19 protein-coding genes are annotated in these 15,970 nt (G+C 65.1%); 9 read left to right on the top strand and 10 right to left on the bottom strand.

Going from position 1 to position 15,970, the window contains the following annotated elements; genetic code table 11:
• Positions 1–34 precede the first annotated feature (34 nt).
• The 4 genes from RVU70_RS20470 to RVU70_RS20455 are packed head-to-tail and all read right to left on the bottom strand — an operon-like array spanning position 35 to position 3,819.
• Positions 35–391 (bottom strand): DUF2147 domain-containing protein, encoded by a 357-nt coding sequence (locus tag RVU70_RS20470; RefSeq protein WP_363352225.1) that lies wholly within the window; start codon positions 389–391, stop codon positions 35–37.
• A 59-nt stretch (positions 392–450) separates the two neighbouring features.
• Complete coding sequence (locus tag RVU70_RS20465; protein WP_363352223.1) at positions 451–1,695, bottom strand: cyclopropane-fatty-acyl-phospholipid synthase family protein; 1,245 nt, start codon at positions 1,693–1,695, stop codon at positions 451–453.
• Positions 1,683–2,483 carry a DUF1365 family protein gene (locus RVU70_RS20460; RefSeq protein ID WP_363352221.1) on the bottom strand — a complete coding sequence of 267 codons (801 nt, stop codon included), beginning with the start codon at positions 2,481–2,483 and terminating at the stop codon, positions 1,683–1,685. The genes RVU70_RS20465 and RVU70_RS20460 overlap by 13 nt, the downstream gene beginning before the upstream one ends.
• A 13-nt stretch (positions 2,484–2,496) precedes the next feature.
• Positions 2,497–3,819: an FAD-dependent oxidoreductase gene (locus tag RVU70_RS20455; RefSeq protein WP_363352219.1), complete on the bottom strand. Its 1,323-nt coding sequence runs from the start codon at positions 3,817–3,819 to the stop codon at positions 2,497–2,499.
• A gap of 105 nt (positions 3,820–3,924) precedes the next feature.
• On the opposite strand from RVU70_RS20455, the gene RVU70_RS20450 reads away from it, so the two are divergent.
• The 5 genes from RVU70_RS20450 to RVU70_RS20430 are packed head-to-tail and all read left to right on the top strand — an operon-like array spanning position 3,925 to position 7,736.
• Positions 3,925–4,659, top strand: a complete 735-nt coding sequence (locus tag RVU70_RS20450) for a sigma-70 family RNA polymerase sigma factor (RefSeq protein WP_363352217.1) — start codon at positions 3,925–3,927, stop codon at positions 4,657–4,659.
• A complete protein-coding gene (locus RVU70_RS20445; protein WP_363352215.1) occupies positions 4,656–5,318 on the top strand; it encodes a ChrR family anti-sigma-E factor in 663 nt (220 codons plus the stop codon). Before RVU70_RS20450 ends, RVU70_RS20445 begins: the two co-directional genes overlap by 4 nt.
• Positions 5,315–6,118, top strand: a complete 804-nt coding sequence (locus RVU70_RS20440) for a DUF1295 domain-containing protein (protein WP_363352213.1) — start codon at positions 5,315–5,317, stop codon at positions 6,116–6,118. Before RVU70_RS20445 ends, RVU70_RS20440 begins: the two co-directional genes overlap by 4 nt.
• 24 nt (positions 6,119–6,142) lie before the next feature.
• Entirely contained in the window at positions 6,143–7,174 is a 1,032-nt protein-coding gene (locus RVU70_RS20435; protein WP_363352211.1) for a cyclopropane-fatty-acyl-phospholipid synthase family protein, read from the top strand.
• The gene (locus RVU70_RS20430; RefSeq protein ID WP_363352210.1) at positions 7,167–7,736 is read left to right on the top strand and encodes a hypothetical protein; all 570 of its coding nucleotides are present in this window, start codon (positions 7,167–7,169) and stop codon (positions 7,734–7,736) included. The genes RVU70_RS20435 and RVU70_RS20430 overlap by 8 nt, the downstream gene beginning before the upstream one ends.
• Here the strand turns inward: RVU70_RS20430 and RVU70_RS20425 are convergent.
• On the bottom strand, positions 7,678–8,127 hold the full coding sequence (locus RVU70_RS20425; protein WP_363352207.1) for a DUF2177 family protein: 450 nt from the start codon (positions 8,125–8,127) through the stop codon (positions 7,678–7,680). The two genes, RVU70_RS20430 and RVU70_RS20425, sit on opposite strands and share 59 nt — an antisense overlap.
• 192 nt (positions 8,128–8,319) lie before the next feature.
• Here RVU70_RS20425 and RVU70_RS20420 point away from each other — a divergent pair, with 192 nt between their 5' ends.
• Positions 8,320–9,216, top strand: coding sequence for a DUF6929 family protein (locus RVU70_RS20420; protein ID WP_363352205.1), 897 nt, complete (start codon positions 8,320–8,322; stop codon positions 9,214–9,216).
• Positions 9,217–9,435: 219 nt separating this feature from the next.
• Complete coding sequence (locus RVU70_RS20415) at positions 9,436–10,506, top strand: hypothetical protein (RefSeq protein ID WP_363352203.1); 1,071 nt, start codon at positions 9,436–9,438, stop codon at positions 10,504–10,506.
• A gap of 25 nt (positions 10,507–10,531) precedes the next feature.
• On the opposite strand, the gene RVU70_RS20410 is transcribed toward RVU70_RS20415, so the two are convergent.
• The 4 genes from RVU70_RS20410 to RVU70_RS20395 form a co-directional block, all read right to left on the bottom strand.
• On the bottom strand, positions 10,532–10,828 hold the full coding sequence (locus tag RVU70_RS20410) for a GYD domain-containing protein (protein WP_363352201.1): 297 nt from the start codon (positions 10,826–10,828) through the stop codon (positions 10,532–10,534).
• A 142-nt stretch (positions 10,829–10,970) separates the two neighbouring features.
• Entirely contained in the window at positions 10,971–12,134 is a 1,164-nt protein-coding gene (locus RVU70_RS20405; protein ID WP_363352199.1) for a PHB depolymerase family esterase, read from the bottom strand.
• Between the two features lie 29 nt (positions 12,135–12,163).
• Positions 12,164–12,580: a CopG family transcriptional regulator gene (locus RVU70_RS20400; RefSeq protein WP_363352197.1), complete on the bottom strand. Its 417-nt coding sequence runs from the start codon at positions 12,578–12,580 to the stop codon at positions 12,164–12,166.
• A 313-nt stretch (positions 12,581–12,893) separates the two neighbouring features.
• Positions 12,894–13,223 (bottom strand): DUF5132 domain-containing protein, encoded by a 330-nt coding sequence (locus RVU70_RS20395; RefSeq protein ID WP_363352195.1) that lies wholly within the window; start codon positions 13,221–13,223, stop codon positions 12,894–12,896.
• A gap of 301 nt (positions 13,224–13,524) precedes the next feature.
• Between RVU70_RS20395 and RVU70_RS20390 the strand changes: the two genes are divergently transcribed.
• Positions 13,525–13,992, top strand: coding sequence for a YetF domain-containing protein (locus RVU70_RS20390; RefSeq protein WP_363352193.1), 468 nt, complete (start codon positions 13,525–13,527; stop codon positions 13,990–13,992).
• A 163-nt stretch (positions 13,993–14,155) separates the two neighbouring features.
• Here the strand turns inward: RVU70_RS20390 and RVU70_RS20385 are convergent, their stop codons facing one another.
• On the bottom strand, positions 14,156–14,590 hold the full coding sequence (locus tag RVU70_RS20385) for a four-helix bundle copper-binding protein (RefSeq protein WP_363352191.1): 435 nt from the start codon (positions 14,588–14,590) through the stop codon (positions 14,156–14,158).
• Between the two features lie 475 nt (positions 14,591–15,065).
• Here RVU70_RS20385 and RVU70_RS20380 point away from each other — a divergent pair, with 475 nt between their 5' ends.
• Complete coding sequence (locus tag RVU70_RS20380; protein ID WP_363352189.1) at positions 15,066–15,935, top strand: hypothetical protein; 870 nt, start codon at positions 15,066–15,068, stop codon at positions 15,933–15,935.
• The last annotated feature ends 35 nt before the right edge of the window (positions 15,936–15,970 follow it).

Raw genomic sequence — 15,970 nt, 5'->3', positions numbered from 1 at the left:
TGAACTCTCCTCTCTCGACGGCGGCGCCGCGCGCTCAGCGCGAGACCCTCGTCCAGCCGACGGTCTTGCACACAATGCCCGCGAGGACGCATCCGCGCGTCTGCATCGATTGCGCCCCGTAGTCGATCTGGAGACTGTAGCTGAGCTTGCGTTGGGGATCGTACGCCGTGCCCGACATCGACGAACCGCCGCCGGTGACTTTCATGACGAGCCGGTCGCCGACATGTTCGCCGCCCGACGGGTCCTTGATCCAGGTATTGATCGCGCAAAGCGCGCCGCCGCAGGGCGCGATGCGCACCCGGGCGGCGCCATCCCCGCGCGCCCAATCGCCGATGATTCCGTCACGCGCTTCAGACGCTGCGGCGACGGACGCCGCAGCGCATATGAGCATTGTGATAAGCGCTCTCGAACGAGACGATTTCGACAAGAATCTGCCCATCCTTTCCTCCATCATCCTTTCGCGTGAGTAAGCCGGTACAAGCCGACGTCGATCGCGCCGGCGCGAAAGCCGCCGATGCAGTAGCAGAGATAGTAATCCCACAGGCGTCGAAACGACGGATCGAAGCCGAGCGCCTCGATGCGGCTCCAATTGTCGTTGAAACGACGCCGCCACTCGACGAGCGTGCGCGCATAGTCGTCGCCGAAGGTCTCGATGGTTTCGAGCCGCAGCCCGGCGCGTTGCGCCTCCTCGCGAAGCGCGCGCGGACAGGGAAGCGCGCCGCCGGGAAAAATGTAACGCTGGATGAAATCCGGCGTGGTCATGTATTTCTCGAAGCGTCGGTCGTCGATCGTAATGGCCTGAAGCACGATATGGCCGCCTTCGGCGAGACGTTCGCGCAGCGTTGCAAAGTAGATCGGCCAATAGTCGCGTCCGACGGCTTCGATCATTTCGATCGAGACGATGCGGTCGAATTTGCCGGCAACGTCCCGGTAGTCCTCGAGCCGCAGATCGACTTGCGACTCGAAGCCGGCTTCTTTCACCCTGTCGCGCGCATAGGCGAGCTGTTCCCTCGACAGCGTCAGCCCGGTGACGCGGCCCGCGCCGCCCGCCGCGGCGGCGACGGCGAGGCCGCCCCAGCCGCAGCCGATTTCGAGCACGCTCTCGCCGCTTTCCGCGTCGAGCAGCTCCAGGATGCGATCGACCTTGTTTTGCTGCGACTCTTCGAGCGTCTCCGCGCCCGTGCGATAGAGTCCCGACGAATAAAACATCGAGGGGTCGAGCCAGAGGCGATAGAATGCGTTGCCGAGATCGTAATGAGCGGCGATGTTGCGGCGGCTGCCGTGCTTCGAATTGGCGCGCAGCCGATGCGCCAGCCAATTGGCGAAGCGCGCGGGCGCAAAGCCCTCGACGGCGCGCATGAAGGCGTCGCCGTTGACCGCGGCGACTTCGATCGCCGCGGCGAGATCGGGGCTGCTCCACTCGCCGCGGACGAAAGCCTCGGCGAAGGCCACGTCGCCGGAAAACAGCAAGCGGCGCAACGCCGACATTTCATGGAGGACGATCGTCGCTTCCGGGCCCGGCTTCGGGCCGCGGCAGTCGACGCGCGCGCCGTCCGGCAGAATGAAAATCAGTCGGCCCCGCTCCATCGCGGCGAGCACCTTGCGCAAGACCAGCGCGGCGACGCCGAAACCGCCGCCCGCGAGCCGGGTCGAGAGCGTAACGCGAACTCTATCCGAAGAGATCAGATTTGACATGGAGCGCCTTCTTTTTCGCTTTGCTCTTTGGCGACGATGGTGATGCTGCGCGCGGGCGGCGGCGGCCGCACATGCAGGGCGACGCCTTTGAGCCATATCCGCAGCGCTTCGACGTGAATGCCCGCGATCACCTTGAGCGTCAGCAGCGGGTGGGTGAAAAAGACGCGCAGCAACTCGCGATCGTCGAGCGGCCGCCGGCGCAGGTTCTGCGTGGCGTTGAGCATCGCGCCGTCGGCGTCCGCGACGCGGATGGAGATCGCATAAGAGGCGTCGGGCGGCTTGATGCGGAAGCCGTAGGTCAGGTCCATCGGCAGGAAGGGCGAAACGTAGAAATTCTTCGAACAGACATGCGCGAAGGCGCGGCGTTCGCCGTCGACCGGAAACAGATAGCAGTGTCGCTGCCCGAAGGTGTTGTTGACCTCGTAAAGGATCGCGCGCAGCGCGCCGTCGGCGCGATGGCAAAAGAAGATGCTCAGCGGATTGAAGCCGTAGCCCAGGATGCGCGGCATCGTCAGCACGCGGATCGCGCCGCCGTCGGGCTCCATTCCGGCGCCGCGCAGGATGCGCTCGATCTCGCCGCGCAGGTCGCCTCCGCCCTCGAAGAGATGGTCGGCCGGACAAAATCCGAAGAGATTGAAACCGTCGACCGAGAAGAAACGCAGCTTGCGCGCGAGGCGCTCCGCCTCGTCTAGATCCAGAAGCAGGGAAAAAACCCGGTAGCGGAGGCGATGCGCCCTGGGCCGCAGCCTTCGATGAACGACGGAACCGACGTAAAGCGCAGATTGCATCTCTTATCCGCTCCTACAATTGCGGCGCCGGGCCGAGATGGATGCGGCCCGACGCGTTTTCGACGGTCCATGGCCGCCGCACGCCGCCCAGCTGTTCGGCGACGGCGAGACCCGCCTGCAGGCCGTCCTCGTGAAAGCCGGAGCCGAAATAGGCTCCGCAAAACCAGGTGCGGCGCCGGCCCTGCAGCGACCACAATTCGCGTTGCGCCCGCATCGCCGCAAGGTCGAAGATCGGATGTTCGTAGACGAAGCGGCGATAGATGAGGTCGTCACGCGGCGCGGTCGGAGCGTTCAACGTCACGAAAAGCGGCGTTTCCTGCGGCAGGCCCTGCAAGCGGTTCATCCAATAGGTCACGCAGAGCGCCGCGTCGGGGCCGTGCGACAGATAATTCCAGCTCGACCAGATGGCGCGGCGTTTCGGCATCAGCGCGGCGTCGCCATGCAGGATGGTCTCGTTGCGGCCATAGGAAAAGCAGGACAGGAGACGCGCTTCGTCCTCGGTCGGATCGGCGAGCATGGCCAGCGCCTGATCGGCGTGCGCCGCGATGACGAGCTGATCGAAACGCCGCGACCCGCCCGGCCAGTCGATCGTCACCCCGTCCTCCTCCCGGCTCACGCGCGTGACCGGCGCGTTCAACATCAGCCGGTCGGCGACGGGCGCGAGCAGCTTCGTCACATATTCGCGGCTCCCGCCCTCGACGGTGCGCCAGACCGGCCGCCCGGTAATTTTGAGCAGCCCGTGATTTTCGCAAAAGCGGGTGAAGGCGCGCGCAGGATAGTGAGCGACCTGACGCGCGGGCGTCGACCAGATCGCCGCGGCCATCGGATAAAGGTGATCCTCGCGAAACGCCGCGCCATATTTATGGGCGTCGAGATAATCCCCGAGCGTGAGCCCCTCCATCTGCGCGAGATGGCCCGGCGCCTCGGCGTAGAAACGGCGGATGTCGAAGAGCATCGACCAGAAACGCGGGCTGAAGAGGTTCTTTTTCTGCCCGAAGAGGGTGAAGAGGTCATTGCCCGCATATTCGAGGGCGCCGTCGGCGAGCGACACGGCGAACGTCATCTCCGTCGCCTTGGTCGCCACCCCGAGATGGTCGAAAAGCGCGGTGAGATTGGGATAGGCGGGCTCGTTATAGACGATGAAGCCCGTGTCGACCGCGATCTCTCCGCCAATTCCTTGAACGTCCACCGTATTGCTGTGGCCGCCGGGGCGCTCGTGCTGTTCGATGAGCGTGACGTCATGGGCGCGGGAGAGAAGCCATGCGGCCGACAGACCCGACACGCCGCTTCCGACGACCGCAATTTTAAGACGCGAATTCAATGAATTAGTCGCCATGCAGCGGCCTTTTTGGGACAAGGACTCGTTCGTCTGGTCTCGGTCATGGCTTCAACGCACTCCAGGCGGTATACGCTAGGACTTTGCAAATGGATCACTTTGCAAATGGATCACTTGGTTTGCGCATCGTCGCGCCGGTCGACGCGCGACGGCCCGGTGATCCAATTGCGCTGGCCGGCCGTAAAAGGGAGCATGCTGAGTGACGCCATCCTTCCTCTTCTCGAACCGCGCGGGCGCGCCGCCGCGCCGCGCAGGGCCGCGCCGGTGAGAGCGGCGGGCGGCGCCGTCGCCTTGTCGCAGGAGGAGGCGGGCGAACTCATCTCGAGACTGGCGCGCGAGAGCGATCGCCAGGCGTTCGCGACGCTTTTCGCCTATTATTTTCCGCGCGTGAAAGCCTATCTGCTGCGCGCCGGGGCGGCGCCCGCCGCCGCCGAGGAACTCGCCCAGGAGACCATGCTGCGCGTCTGGCGCAAGGCTCCGGCGTTCGATCCGCAGGCCGGCGCGGCGTCGACCTGGATTTTCGTCATCGCCCGCAATCTGCGCATCGACCGCCTGCGCGGCGAGCGCAGCTTCGATCATCTCGACCTCGATCCGAGCGAGGAGCCGGACGCGCCGCCGACCGGCGAGGCCATCGCCATCGTGAAGGAGCGGCGCGAAAGGGTGCGCAAGGCGCTCGCCGCGCTGTCGCGCGAGCAGGCGCTCATCATCGAGCTGTTTTATTTCGAGGAGCGACCGCATGCCGAAATCGCGCGCCGGCTCGGCCTTCCGCTCGGCACCGTAAAGTCGCGCGTGCGTCTCGCCGTGCAGCGCCTTCGTTCCCAACTGGAGGATCTCGGATGACGACCTCCCCCTCCCATTCCGTCGACGACCTCATCCTGCGCCATGCGGCGGGCGCGCTCGACGCCGCCTTCGCGCTGCTCGTGGAGACCCATCTCGACATGTCGCCCGCCGCACGGCGGCTCAGCGCGCAGTTCGAGTCGCTGGGCGGCGCGCTGCTCGACGAGATCGCGCCGGCGGACGTCGATCCCGACGCGCTCAATCGCGCCTTGCAGTCGCTGGACGCGCAGACGCCCGCCGCGCCGGTTTGCGCCACGCGCGCGGCGAAGCGTCTCGAGCTTCCAAAGGGGTTCGAATTGCCCGCGCCGCTCGCCGACGCCGACATCGGGCCGTGGCGCTGGATTGCGCCCGGCGTGCGCTCGGCGCGCGTCGCCCTGCCGAAGCCCTCTCTTTCGCGGGCCTTTCTGCTGGAGATCGCCCCCGGCGTGCGGGTGCCGAGACATGGCCATGAGGGCGACGAAGCGACCTGCGTGCTGCGGGGCGGTTTCCGCGATGGCGCGGCGCATTTCGGCGCGGGCGACGTCGCGCATGTCGACGAGGCGACAGAGCACGACATTCTGGTCGATCCCGCCGTCCCCTGCCTGTGCCTCATCGCCATGGAGGGACGGACGCGGCCGGCCAGTTGGATCGGGCGCCTCTATCAGAAGTTCAGAGACATATGAGCATCGGCCTGCTTCTGTTCACAACGGCTTTGGGACTGTCGGCGGCCATGAGTCTCGCCTGGCTCCTGCAGCGGCGGACCGGTCAGTCGGGCTGGATCGACGCGACCTGGTCCTTCGCCCTCGGCGCCGCGGGCATTTATCTGGCGCTCGCGCCGCTCGACGGCCGCGAGCCGGGCGCGCGTCAATATTTCGTCGCCGCCTTCGCCGTCGCGGCGTCTGTGCGCCTGGGCTCGCATATCGTCGCCCGCAGCCTCAACGCCGGCGAGGATCCGCGCTATCTCGATCTCGCGCGCGAATGGGGGCCGGACTTCCCGCGCCGGCTGTTCTGGTTCCTGCAGATTCAGGCTTTCTGCGCCTTTCTCCTGTCGCTCGCCATATTTCTCGCCGCGCGCAATCCGGCGCCCTTTCCCGCAGCCGCCGATTATGTGGGCGGACTGCTGCTCGTCGCCGCCATCGCCGGAGAGGCCTGGTCGGACGCGACGCTGTCGCGCTTTCGCGCGGCGCGCGGCGCCGAGCGCAGCGTCTGCATGGACGGGCCCTGGGCGTTCTCGCGCCATCCCAACTACTTCTTCCAGTGGCTGAGCTGGGTCGGCTATGCGGTCGTCGCGATGAATTTCGCCGGCGCGTGGCCGCAGGGCTGGCTCGCGCTTGGCGCTCCCGCCTTCATGTATTGGCTTCTCGTCCATGTCTCGGGGGCGCCGCCGCTCGAAAAGCACATGATCGCCTCGCGCGGGGCGGCGTTCCGCGCCTGTCAGGCGCGCGTCAACCTGTTCTTTCCGGGGCCTCAAAGACGCATCTGAATTCGTCTCGCGGAGAAAAGAGCCATGTCCCTCATCGCTTCGGCCATCAATGTCGTGGAACGCGCGCCTTTGCCGGATTCCTTCCTGCGCATGGGCGTGACCTATCTCGTCGGCCGGACGCGCGAACGCCTCAGCGCCGCGCCCGTGAGCGCCGTCGACGCCTTCTCCGCCGATATGGCGCGCTATCCGATCGCAATCCATACGAGCGAGGCGAATGCGCAGCATTACGAAGTGCCGGCGCGCTTCTTCGAGCTGACGCTCGGACCCCGACGCAAATATTCCTGCTGCTATTACGACCGGCTCGACACGACGCTCGCCGAAGCGGAGCTGCGCGCGCTCGAAGAGACGGCGCGTCACGCCGGCCTCGCCGACGGGCAGCGCATCCTCGAACTCGGATGCGGCTGGGGCTCGCTGTCGCTGTTCATGGCTCGAAACTACCCGAAGGCGTCGATCACGGCCGTCTCGAACTCGCAAAGTCAGCGCGCGCACATCGAGTCGGAGGCGAAGCGGCTCGGCGTTGCGAATCTCCGCGTCGTGACGGCGGATATGAACGATTTCACCACGACGGCGCGTTTCGATCGCATCGTTTCGGTCGAGATGTTCGAACACATGTCGAACTGGCGCGGGCTCCTGGCGCGCCTGCGCGCGTGGCTCGACGCGGACGGGCGGCTTTTCATCCACGTCTTCACCCATCGCGACCAGGCGTATCGCTTCGACCACGCGGACAAGTCGGACTGGATCGCGCAACATTTCTTCACCGGCGGCATCATGCCGAGCCATGGCCTCATTCGCACCTTCGGCGATCTCTTCGACGTCGAGGAGGAATGGCGCTGGAGCGGTCTTCACTATCAGCGGACGGCGGCGGACTGGCTGAAGAATTTCGACGCCAACCGCTCAGAGATCGACGCCGTGCTGCGCGAGACCTATGGCGCGGACGCGGCGCTGTGGCGCAAACGCTGGCGGCTGTTCTTTCTTGCGACCGAAGGCCTGTTCGGCGACCAAAACGGCGAGGAATGGGCCGTGAGCCATTATCGCCTGCGCCCCGTCAATGGCTGACGCGGCGATTTGGCGGCGGCTCGCCGAATACGCCGCCGCCGACGACCCTCTGACGCGCGCCTCGAACCGGCTCGCGCTCATCCTCGCCTCGAACCAGCCCTTCTATCCGCTCTATGTGTGGTTTGTGACCGGCGAGGCGAGCCCGCTGCTTGCGCTCACCTTCGTGTCGACGCCCTTCTTCGTGGCGACGCCCTGGATCGCGCGGCGGTTTCCCCGCGTCGGCAGGCTCTGGCTGCCGGCGATCGGCGCGCTCAACACCTATTTCTGCGCCTATGTGTTTGGAGAAGCGTCCGGCGTCGAACTGTTCCTTGCGCCCTGCATCATCATCGCGGCGCTTTCCTGCCGACGATCGGAGCGGGCCGCTCTTTGCTATTATCTTGCCGGCGTATGCGCCGCTTTTGCGCTGCTGCACGGCCGCTACGGATCGCCGCTCTACGAGACCGGGCAGGCGCAATATGCGGCGTTACTGTCGCTCAACGCTTATAGCGCAGCGATTCTGAGCGTCATTGCCGCATGGATGTTTCGTCGCGCGCGGTTGGAGCCTGACGCAAACGGGCGATGACGCGCGTCGCGGCGAAGCCGGCCGCCGCGGTTGTCGCCGTCAGGAAGGAGCCCCACAGCAAATCGAGAGACGTCACGAGGACGGGCCAGCGCCGCAGCGTCGCCTGATTGGTCAGATCATATGTTGCATAGGCGACAAGGCCGAACAGGGCGCCATTCAACGCCGCCTTGCGCCAGCCGCCGTCCTTCAGCGCCGGCGCCACGGCGAAATAGGTCACGCCGAAGAGATAGAGCGCATAGAAGCAGAGCGCGGGATAAAGCCGGTATTCCGGCGCCAGCAGGTCGCCGAGCTGCTGACGGTAGAGACGCTCGGCCATCGTCGACAGCCAAATCACGTCGAGCCCCAACATCCAGACGGCGGCCGCCGCATAGGCCACGAAAAAATTGCGCATCGGCTTCCCCCGGTCGTCCCCTCCTTCGTTCTACGTCCTCGGGCCGGCCATGGATCATTTTGCGAACGTTGGATCGTCGCGCCGACGCGCAGTCGCGATCGGGCTCGAGCGCTGCGGCGACGCGGGAGTCGCGTTGGAAGGCCCAGGGGTTTATGGTCGCGAGTCGTTTGGCGTATGAAGGATGGGCGTCCCGTGGCTTGGAGTCGGCTCGGCGCGTTGCAATGGATCGGGCCGCCGACATTCGAGAGACGCCCCCTCACGGCTGGTTCGGGGCTCATTTGCACGCGCGCCAACCTCTGGGTCATGGCCGACGACCTGCACCACCTCGTGCGCTTCCCGCGGCAGGAAGCGCTCGTTGGTCGAGGCTTCAGAATTTTCTCTGGCGAGCCGCCTACCGACGTCGCCGCCCGCAAGCGCGTCAAGCCGGACGCCGAATGCCTCATCAATCTCGGACAGGACAAGGAGCGTTTGGCGTTGCTGGCGTTTCCTTCCGGCTCGAGGCCAAACCGCACGCTTGCAAGCAAAGTGCAAATCGACCTTACGGATAATCTCGTCGGCTGGCGCGAGATCAGCTTTTCTTCCCTTTTCCGATTTTTGCAGCAACGCGTTCCCGATCTGAACATCGAAGGCGGCGTCGTCGTCGACGGCAAGGTGTCGCTTTTCCAGCGCGGCAACGGTAAAGCAGGCTTCAACGCCCTCATCGAATTCGACGTCGACGTTATCAGCGGGCTCTTGAACGGCCAATTCGAGCGCGAGACGTTCAACCCCCGCATCGTTGAAATCCCCTTGCCAAAGCTTGGGGGCGTCGCTCTCACCTTTACCGACGCCTGCGTGCACGACGGAGGCGTTTATTTCGCCGCAGCGGCGGAGCGCGGAGCCTCAACCTACGATGACGGCGAAGTCGTCGGATCGGCGATCGGTCGCTTGAGCGACGGTCCAGCGATTTTGGCGCAAATCGATAAGGTGAAGATAGAAGGCCTCGCGGTCGCCGAGAGCGAGGCGCGCGCGCTGACCTTCCTCGCCGTCACGGATGCGGATGATCCAGATATTCCGTCCGAGCTCTTGAGCCTGCGTGTATTGGACGCGTGAGCCTGGGCGTTCGAGCGACTCGGCCTCGAGGTTTGCAGGCCGCTCGCGGCGATGAACGCGGATCGCGGATCGCGACAAAGACCATCTCGTCGAAACGCGCATCTTGCTCAAACGGGAGACAAGCATATTTTCTTTTAGATGCGGCGGCCCCTATCCGCTTCTCAACATCAAGTCGACGTTTTCTGTAAATCGCTTCATCATCGCCTGGAGGGCATTTTCATGTTGCTCCCGCCTCCACACCCGCAGATCGGCCGCTTTGATCCGTTGTCACGCCTTGGCCCCGCGACGCCGCGACGCTCCCCTGCGGAGCTGTTTGCGGCTCATGAGGGGTTCAGACAACACATTCGCAAACTCGCGCCCGACGATCAGCTCGCGGCGGCGCGCGCGGCGATCGAAACTGCACGGAAGGACTGGACCGTCGCGGCGCGTGAGGCGGCGCGCGACGGCAAGCGCTGGGATCTTGCGCGCGCCGGCGCGCGTCGATCGCTGCAGGAGCGGCTCGGGGAGGCAGTCCCGAGCTTCGCCAAAATCCGCAAATTGCAGCGCGCGCACCTCGACGCCCTGTTGGACAAGGCGCGGCCGAAACGGCCGGAGCTGGAGCCCGTGGTCGCCCCCGAGGAGCCGCCTCCCACCGTCTTCCGGGTCCCTTTCGGGCTGGAGATGCTGGGGTCGCTGTCTCCCTTCGAAGGCTTGGTCGACACGATGGACATTGTCGACCGCTCCTTCGTTCGGCGGGAGATCGGGCACCTTATCGTCGACGCCGATCTGGCCGCCGATCCCGGCGCCGTGTTCGGCTTCAACGAATGGTTCGGCATTCTCCCCTTGGATCTCGGCTGCGTCTCGGCCGCCTGTGGCTCCGCCTACGCCCTGCCCCAGGATGGCCGCCTGCTCGTGACGGCGTCGCTCCGCAACTTTTACAGTAAGGTCACCCTCTCGCTTCACGATGAATGGGGCTTCTCGTCGGGAACGCTGGGCGTCGACGCGACCATGTTCATCGCCGTGCTCAGGCCCAATGGCGGCGTCATTCTCCACAGCCTCCTCGCGGAGCGCACCTTGACGTCGGACGGCGACGACGTGAGCAAGACGCTGCCCGACATCGAGCAGGGCGCCTTCAACCTCGTGGCGGCCACGGACAACAGCTTCGAGGCCGGCGAGACGGTGTTCGTCCTGGCGGGCGTCTCCGTATCGGCGAGCAGTGCGCTCAACGACATGGAAGCGCGGGTCAGGGCGCTCCTCTGGTGGAGCCTCGAACAACTCACGGTCCAGGTCGTAACCGACATCATCACGTGAGTGCGTCGAGGCGCCGAGCCAAAGCCTACAGGTTGCGGATCGTCTGCTTGAATTTCTTCCACGTTGTCGCCGGCCACACTTCCGTGTTGGCGTGGCCCTGCGTGCGAATGAGCGCCGAGACGCGGCTTGCCGACTCCATGTCTTCGGCGCGGAAAATATCGACGTAATCGCAACCGCCGAGAACGGCGTAGCTCTCCAGCCATTCGACGTCCGGACAATCCTTGCGCACGCGCGCCATCGCCTTCTGCTCGAGCTCCTCGAGCGCTTGCGGCGAGCGCGCGGCGTCGGGGCTTAGCCGCGTCAGCATGATAAAGGTTTGCATGTCGATCCTCCGCCTATTGGTTGAGTGATCTAACTCTCCGCCAAGAGAGGTCGAGGGCGAGGCCTTGCGCCTGGCGCGAGAAATCGACGCCAACGGCGACGTCGCCGCCGTGGCGCCATCGTCTCGTCTGCGCCGAGACGACTCAGCTTTCCAGAAAGAAGCGCAGCATTTCGAGCGACGCGTCGGGTCCGCGCGGCTCGGTGTGCGACGCCTCGGGCGAGCCCCCTGACCACGCGTGTCCCAATCCGTCGATCGCCCAATATTCGAGCTGCGAAACGCCTCTCTCATCGGCGACGACCGTGCGACGATAGTGACGTCCGTTCGACGTCCCCCGCTGCGTCGTCTCGTGATGCGTCCCGGAAATCCCGGCGCGCGCTTCGCTCATGATGCGATCTGCGTTGGTTGGATGCACCTTGGCGTCCGACGCGCCGTGGAAGATGATGGTGCGCGCGCGGCGCGCGGCGCGACGCGGTCGGCGCGACGACTTTCCGCTCATGGCGAGGAAGGCCGAGGCTTGGTCTGTCGCAACGCCGTAGGGAAGGCCCGAGTGGACGCCTGCGGCCGCGTAAAGGTCCGGGTAGGTCGCGCTCATCACATCGGCCATCGCGCCGCCGGCCGAAAGGCCCGCGACAAACACGCGCGCAGGGTCGAGGTTCATTTCCGCTATGAGAAAGCGGGTCACGCCGGCGATGATGCTCGGTTCGCCCGAATCCCGGCGCTGATCGCCTTCGTTGAACCAGTTCCAGCAGCCGAGATGATTGGCGGTGAGCGGCTGCTCGGGATAAGCGACGACAAGCCCATGCTCTTCGGCGAGCCGGTTCATCCCGGCGCCGACGGCGAAATCGTCTGCGTTCTGGGTGCAGCCGTGCAGCATCACGATCAGCGGCGCTCTGGCGCCGCGCAATTTGCTCGGCACATAGACTTTGTAAGGCCGCGTCCCCGCCTCGCAGGCGAAACTGCGAGAGAGAAAGGATGCGCCCTCCGGCACGCGCACGGTCGGCCGTTTGCCGAGTTTCGCCAGCGCGTCCGGACTCAAGGCGAAGCTTGGAAGCTCGCCGCTGCGCAGGCGCGTCAGCGTCTCGCCGAGCGGCATGCGCAAGCGCGCCGCGGCGGCTTCGGCGCGCGGGGCGGCGTCGCCCGTAAGGTCGAGCCGAGGCGCGGCCAAAGCGGCCTGTTCGCCATCCGTCGGCGTCTTCGAGCGGTTCCCGGAGAGGCTTCGCAACAGCACGCGCGTCGCCTCCGCCAGATTTTGCTCGCGGGTCAGCCTCAGGGCTTCGTCGATTGCGCCGGCGAAGAAATTTTCCATTTTGACGCCTCTTTTGAGGGGAGAGGGTTTCAGCTCATTCGATCCGAAAGCGCCGCCTTTACCGCGGGGCTCGCCTGAAGCGCGCCGAGAACGGTGAGGGATTCGATTGTTTGTCGCGCAAGCTCCGGCGTGACGTCCGGGGCGATGACGGCGAGCCCCAAGACGCGGAGGCGCAATTTGCGACCGGCGGCGCGAACCTCTTCGAGTTCTTCGCGAGTGACGGTGCGCAAGCCGAGCTCGAGCGTGTTGCGGACGATCGATTGCTTGATCGCGTCCGAATGGGTCGCGAGCTGATTGCGGATCGCCGTGCGAATGAAGTCCGTGCGATTGGAATAGAATCCCTCGTGCACCAGGAGGTCGACATGGCCGAGGTCGACGTGACCGACATTGATCGTGATCTTTTCCGTCTCTCCGGCCTTTTCGCGCAGCTTGTGAACGTCGCCCATCCCCGTCTTCCCCACCATCCCACTGGATGGTATATGGATGGTGAGCAGCGCTCATTCAAGGGGGCGCACTTTAGAGACGCACCGCTTTCGGCGCGCGTCACCGTGGCCGCAGAGCTGCGATCTGGCTGCGGGGGTTCGAGCGGTCTCTTGAAGGGGTCGAGAGCTCTCGCGGGGCGCTGCAGGCGCCTTATGACACGAACGCCCTCATGGCTTCAGCCGGCTCGGGTCTGTAGGCGCGGCAAATCTGCGCCTCCGGCCGAAGCGGAGGCCGGAGGCGCGAAGCCTTCTGGGCCGAAGGCCAACCAGCGTAACACTAGCCGGCGCCGTGGCCTGCCGCGTGGCCGTCTCGGCCGTGCCTGGCGCGATCGGAAGTCCGACGGGGCCTTTCGACGCCCGAACCCTCGCCCGCCCGCTCGGCGCGCGCTTCCGCGACGAGATCGCTCGCGGCGTCATAGGCCTCGGAAACCGCGCCATGGGCTTCGTCATAAGCGAGCATCCCGGTCTTGACGAGTTCCTTGGCGACCGGCCGAAGCATGCGCCCAACCGCTGGGAGGATTGTCGGCGCCAATAGAAGCGCGCCTACCCCGAGCGCCGTCGCTCCCGCGGCGCCTTCCAATTTGAACAGATCCTCTAGCAGCGCCATTGCGGTTCTCCTCTGTCGTCGCGAAAAAATCACATTGGGACGCGGCGAATGCATTCAAGCCCCGATAGATGGCCGCCTGAGGCGCTTTTTATCGCAACACAGGCCGGCGGAAGCGTGAAGAGCGAACAGAAACGCTTGCCGTCGCATGGCTGCGAAGGCCGACCGCGACGCGCCGATCGATCAGCATGGCCCGGCGGCGGATTGCGCCCATGTGCAGTGTGAACCCGAAGCGTCCGGCCGAGGCGGAAGACAAAGCTTTTGCCGAAGCGAAGGAAGAAGCTCCTGCATCGGAGAAAGCATCATGTTCGCGCCCTCGATGAGCCCCGCCGAAATCATCCTGCGGGCGGCCTGTGTCTATACTTTTCTCTTTGTTCTGATCCGCTTCAGCGGCAAGAAACATGTCGGCGAGATGGCCCCCTTCGACTTGGTGCTGTTGCTCGTGTTGAGCGAGACCGTGCAGAATGCGCTCATCGGCGGCGACAATTCGCTCGTCGGCGGGCTCCTTTCCGCCGCGGCGCTCGTCTTCATGGGCCGCGCGGTCAGCTATGTGAGTTGGCGAAACAGGAAGGCCGAACGGTTTTTCGAAGGCGTTCCCGTGATCTTGGTCCGGCACGGGAAAGTCAGGGCGGCGGCGCTCGCCAAAGAGCAGATCACGCGGTCCGAACTCATGGAAGCCGTGCGACGCGAAGGCTCTACGTCGCTTTCCAACGTGCGCTTTGCCGTATTGGAAAACGACGGAACGATCACGATCGGACTCGACAAGGACTAAACGATCCGTCGCGCCGGTCGCCGCTGGTCTTCGCCCTCCCCTTTTCCCAGGCGAGGCGCACGGCGGCGCGCCACCGATAGAGTTTGCTGTGAGGGTTCTTGAAACAGCGCGCTCCGGCCGAGCTACAAAGGCCGGGGCGCGCTTCTCTCGGGCTCAGCAAGCCTTAAGCGGCGACCTTATGGCATTCCTCGGCGCAGGTCTTGCACGCGGCGCCCATCGCATTGCACTCGGCGACGTCGGGGAACTTGTCGCATTCCTTCTTGCACGCCTCGCAGATGGCCGCCACGGTCTTGGCCATCGCCGGCGTAAACTTCGAATTCACGGATGAGAGGCTGTTCAGCGCCGCGCAAGCGGCGATGGTGTCATAGGTCGCGGTCGTGCAGTCGGCCATGCTGGAGTCGCCCATCGACAGCATGCCGAAGCAGTGGCGAAGGCAGTTGGCGCCTTCCGCGACGCATTTGGCGGCGGCGTCCGCCACGCCCTTGTATGTCGCCGGGTGATGATGGTGGGCCGCCTTCTTTTCCTCCGCAAGGGCGGAAGACACGGAAGCGGCGGCGGCGGCCGCGCCCAGCGCAGTCATAAAATCACGACGTTCCATCAGTGTGACGTCCTTCGTCTTTGAGTACCGTTTCCGCAGCGGAAAACGCCGCCATTGTGAACACTGCTCACGATCTTTGCAAATCTGACGACGACGCCGGGCGTCGCCTGCGACGGCGTCGACCCCGCGGCGCGCCTTTCCGGCGCAAGACCGGCGCGACGCGGTGAACGGGACCGGGCCTCGCGGTTGCAAGGGCGGCCGCGCGAGGTTTGAAGGCGCCCTTCCGCCCGCGTAGCTCGGATACGGACGGCGGCAAGCCGGGTCCATTGATCTCGCGCCGCGCGACGCGGCGGCGCTATTGCGCTTGCGCCTGATCGAGCGACAGGCGCGAGATATTGAGAGACGCGCCCCCTTGCCCGGGCGCGTGAATGCATACATTTCGCTTTAATATCCGTTAAGCCGATGAACGCCGCCCTAGATTGATCTCGCCTAACCATCAGCGGCGGCCGCGTCCATCGCAAGCAGAGCAGAGCCGATGGCCAGCATGAAAGGAAAAGCCGCGAATCTGGCGCAGGCGGCGGCGTTCGCCCTCGCGATTGCGATGACGTCGCCAGCATCCGCGGAGCTTCTGTCGGACATGGGCATGGCGCGACTGACGACGCCCGACCAGTTCACGGCGGCGCGTTACCGGGCGCCACGGCGCTTCGCACGCCAACCGCAAAGCGCCGGACATGTTGCGGAGGAGCCCGAATCCGGCGGCGCGACGGGCGAGGCGCTCGCCGCCTGCGAGAAAGGGATCGGCAAATCGGAAAACTTCAGTCTCCCTGGAACCAAGGGGGAAATACAGCTCGACCGATGCTATCGGGGCCGCGAGCAGCTCGTCTGCAGTCTCGCGGCGCTTTCATTGCAGGCGAAGGCTCTCGTTCAGGATTTCGCCAAAATCATCGAAGCCAATTATCCCGACGTCGCCAATGTGGACGCCATTTGCACGATGGCTCCCGAAAATCTCTCCGTCCATATGGAGAAGGCCTCCACTTTCGCAACGAGATTCCGGGAGCTGAGAGAGGAATATGACCGGCGCCTCGCCTGTGTGGCGAAAGTCGAGCAATCGCTGCAGCAGGTCAGCCTGGCGGATATGCCGCGCTCCGACGAAATCTTGAAATCGATGAACGATACGCTTCAGGGAGACATAAAGGACGTCGCCACGACGCGGCAACGGCTTCTGGACCTCGCCGAGAGGATGGACGCGTCGCAAAAAGCGATGGCGGTCATCCAGAAGATCCACCGGACGATGTGCTTTGCCCCGGCGCCGGAGCAGTCGACGAGCGCAGCGGCCCCGGAGAAAGCTGAAACGCCGCAATCTCTGGCGCCAGCGCCGCAGCAATTTACGCCGATGAAGAAGTAGGACGCGCCGAACGGACTGCAGCCGCTCAATAGGGG

Source organism: Methylocystis echinoides (assembly GCF_040687965.1).
Taxonomy (GTDB): domain Bacteria; phylum Pseudomonadota; class Alphaproteobacteria; order Rhizobiales; family Beijerinckiaceae; genus Methylocystis; species Methylocystis echinoides_A.
The sequence above is the reverse complement of the archived record's forward strand: the minus strand, read 5'-3'. Positions and strand labels throughout refer to the sequence as shown.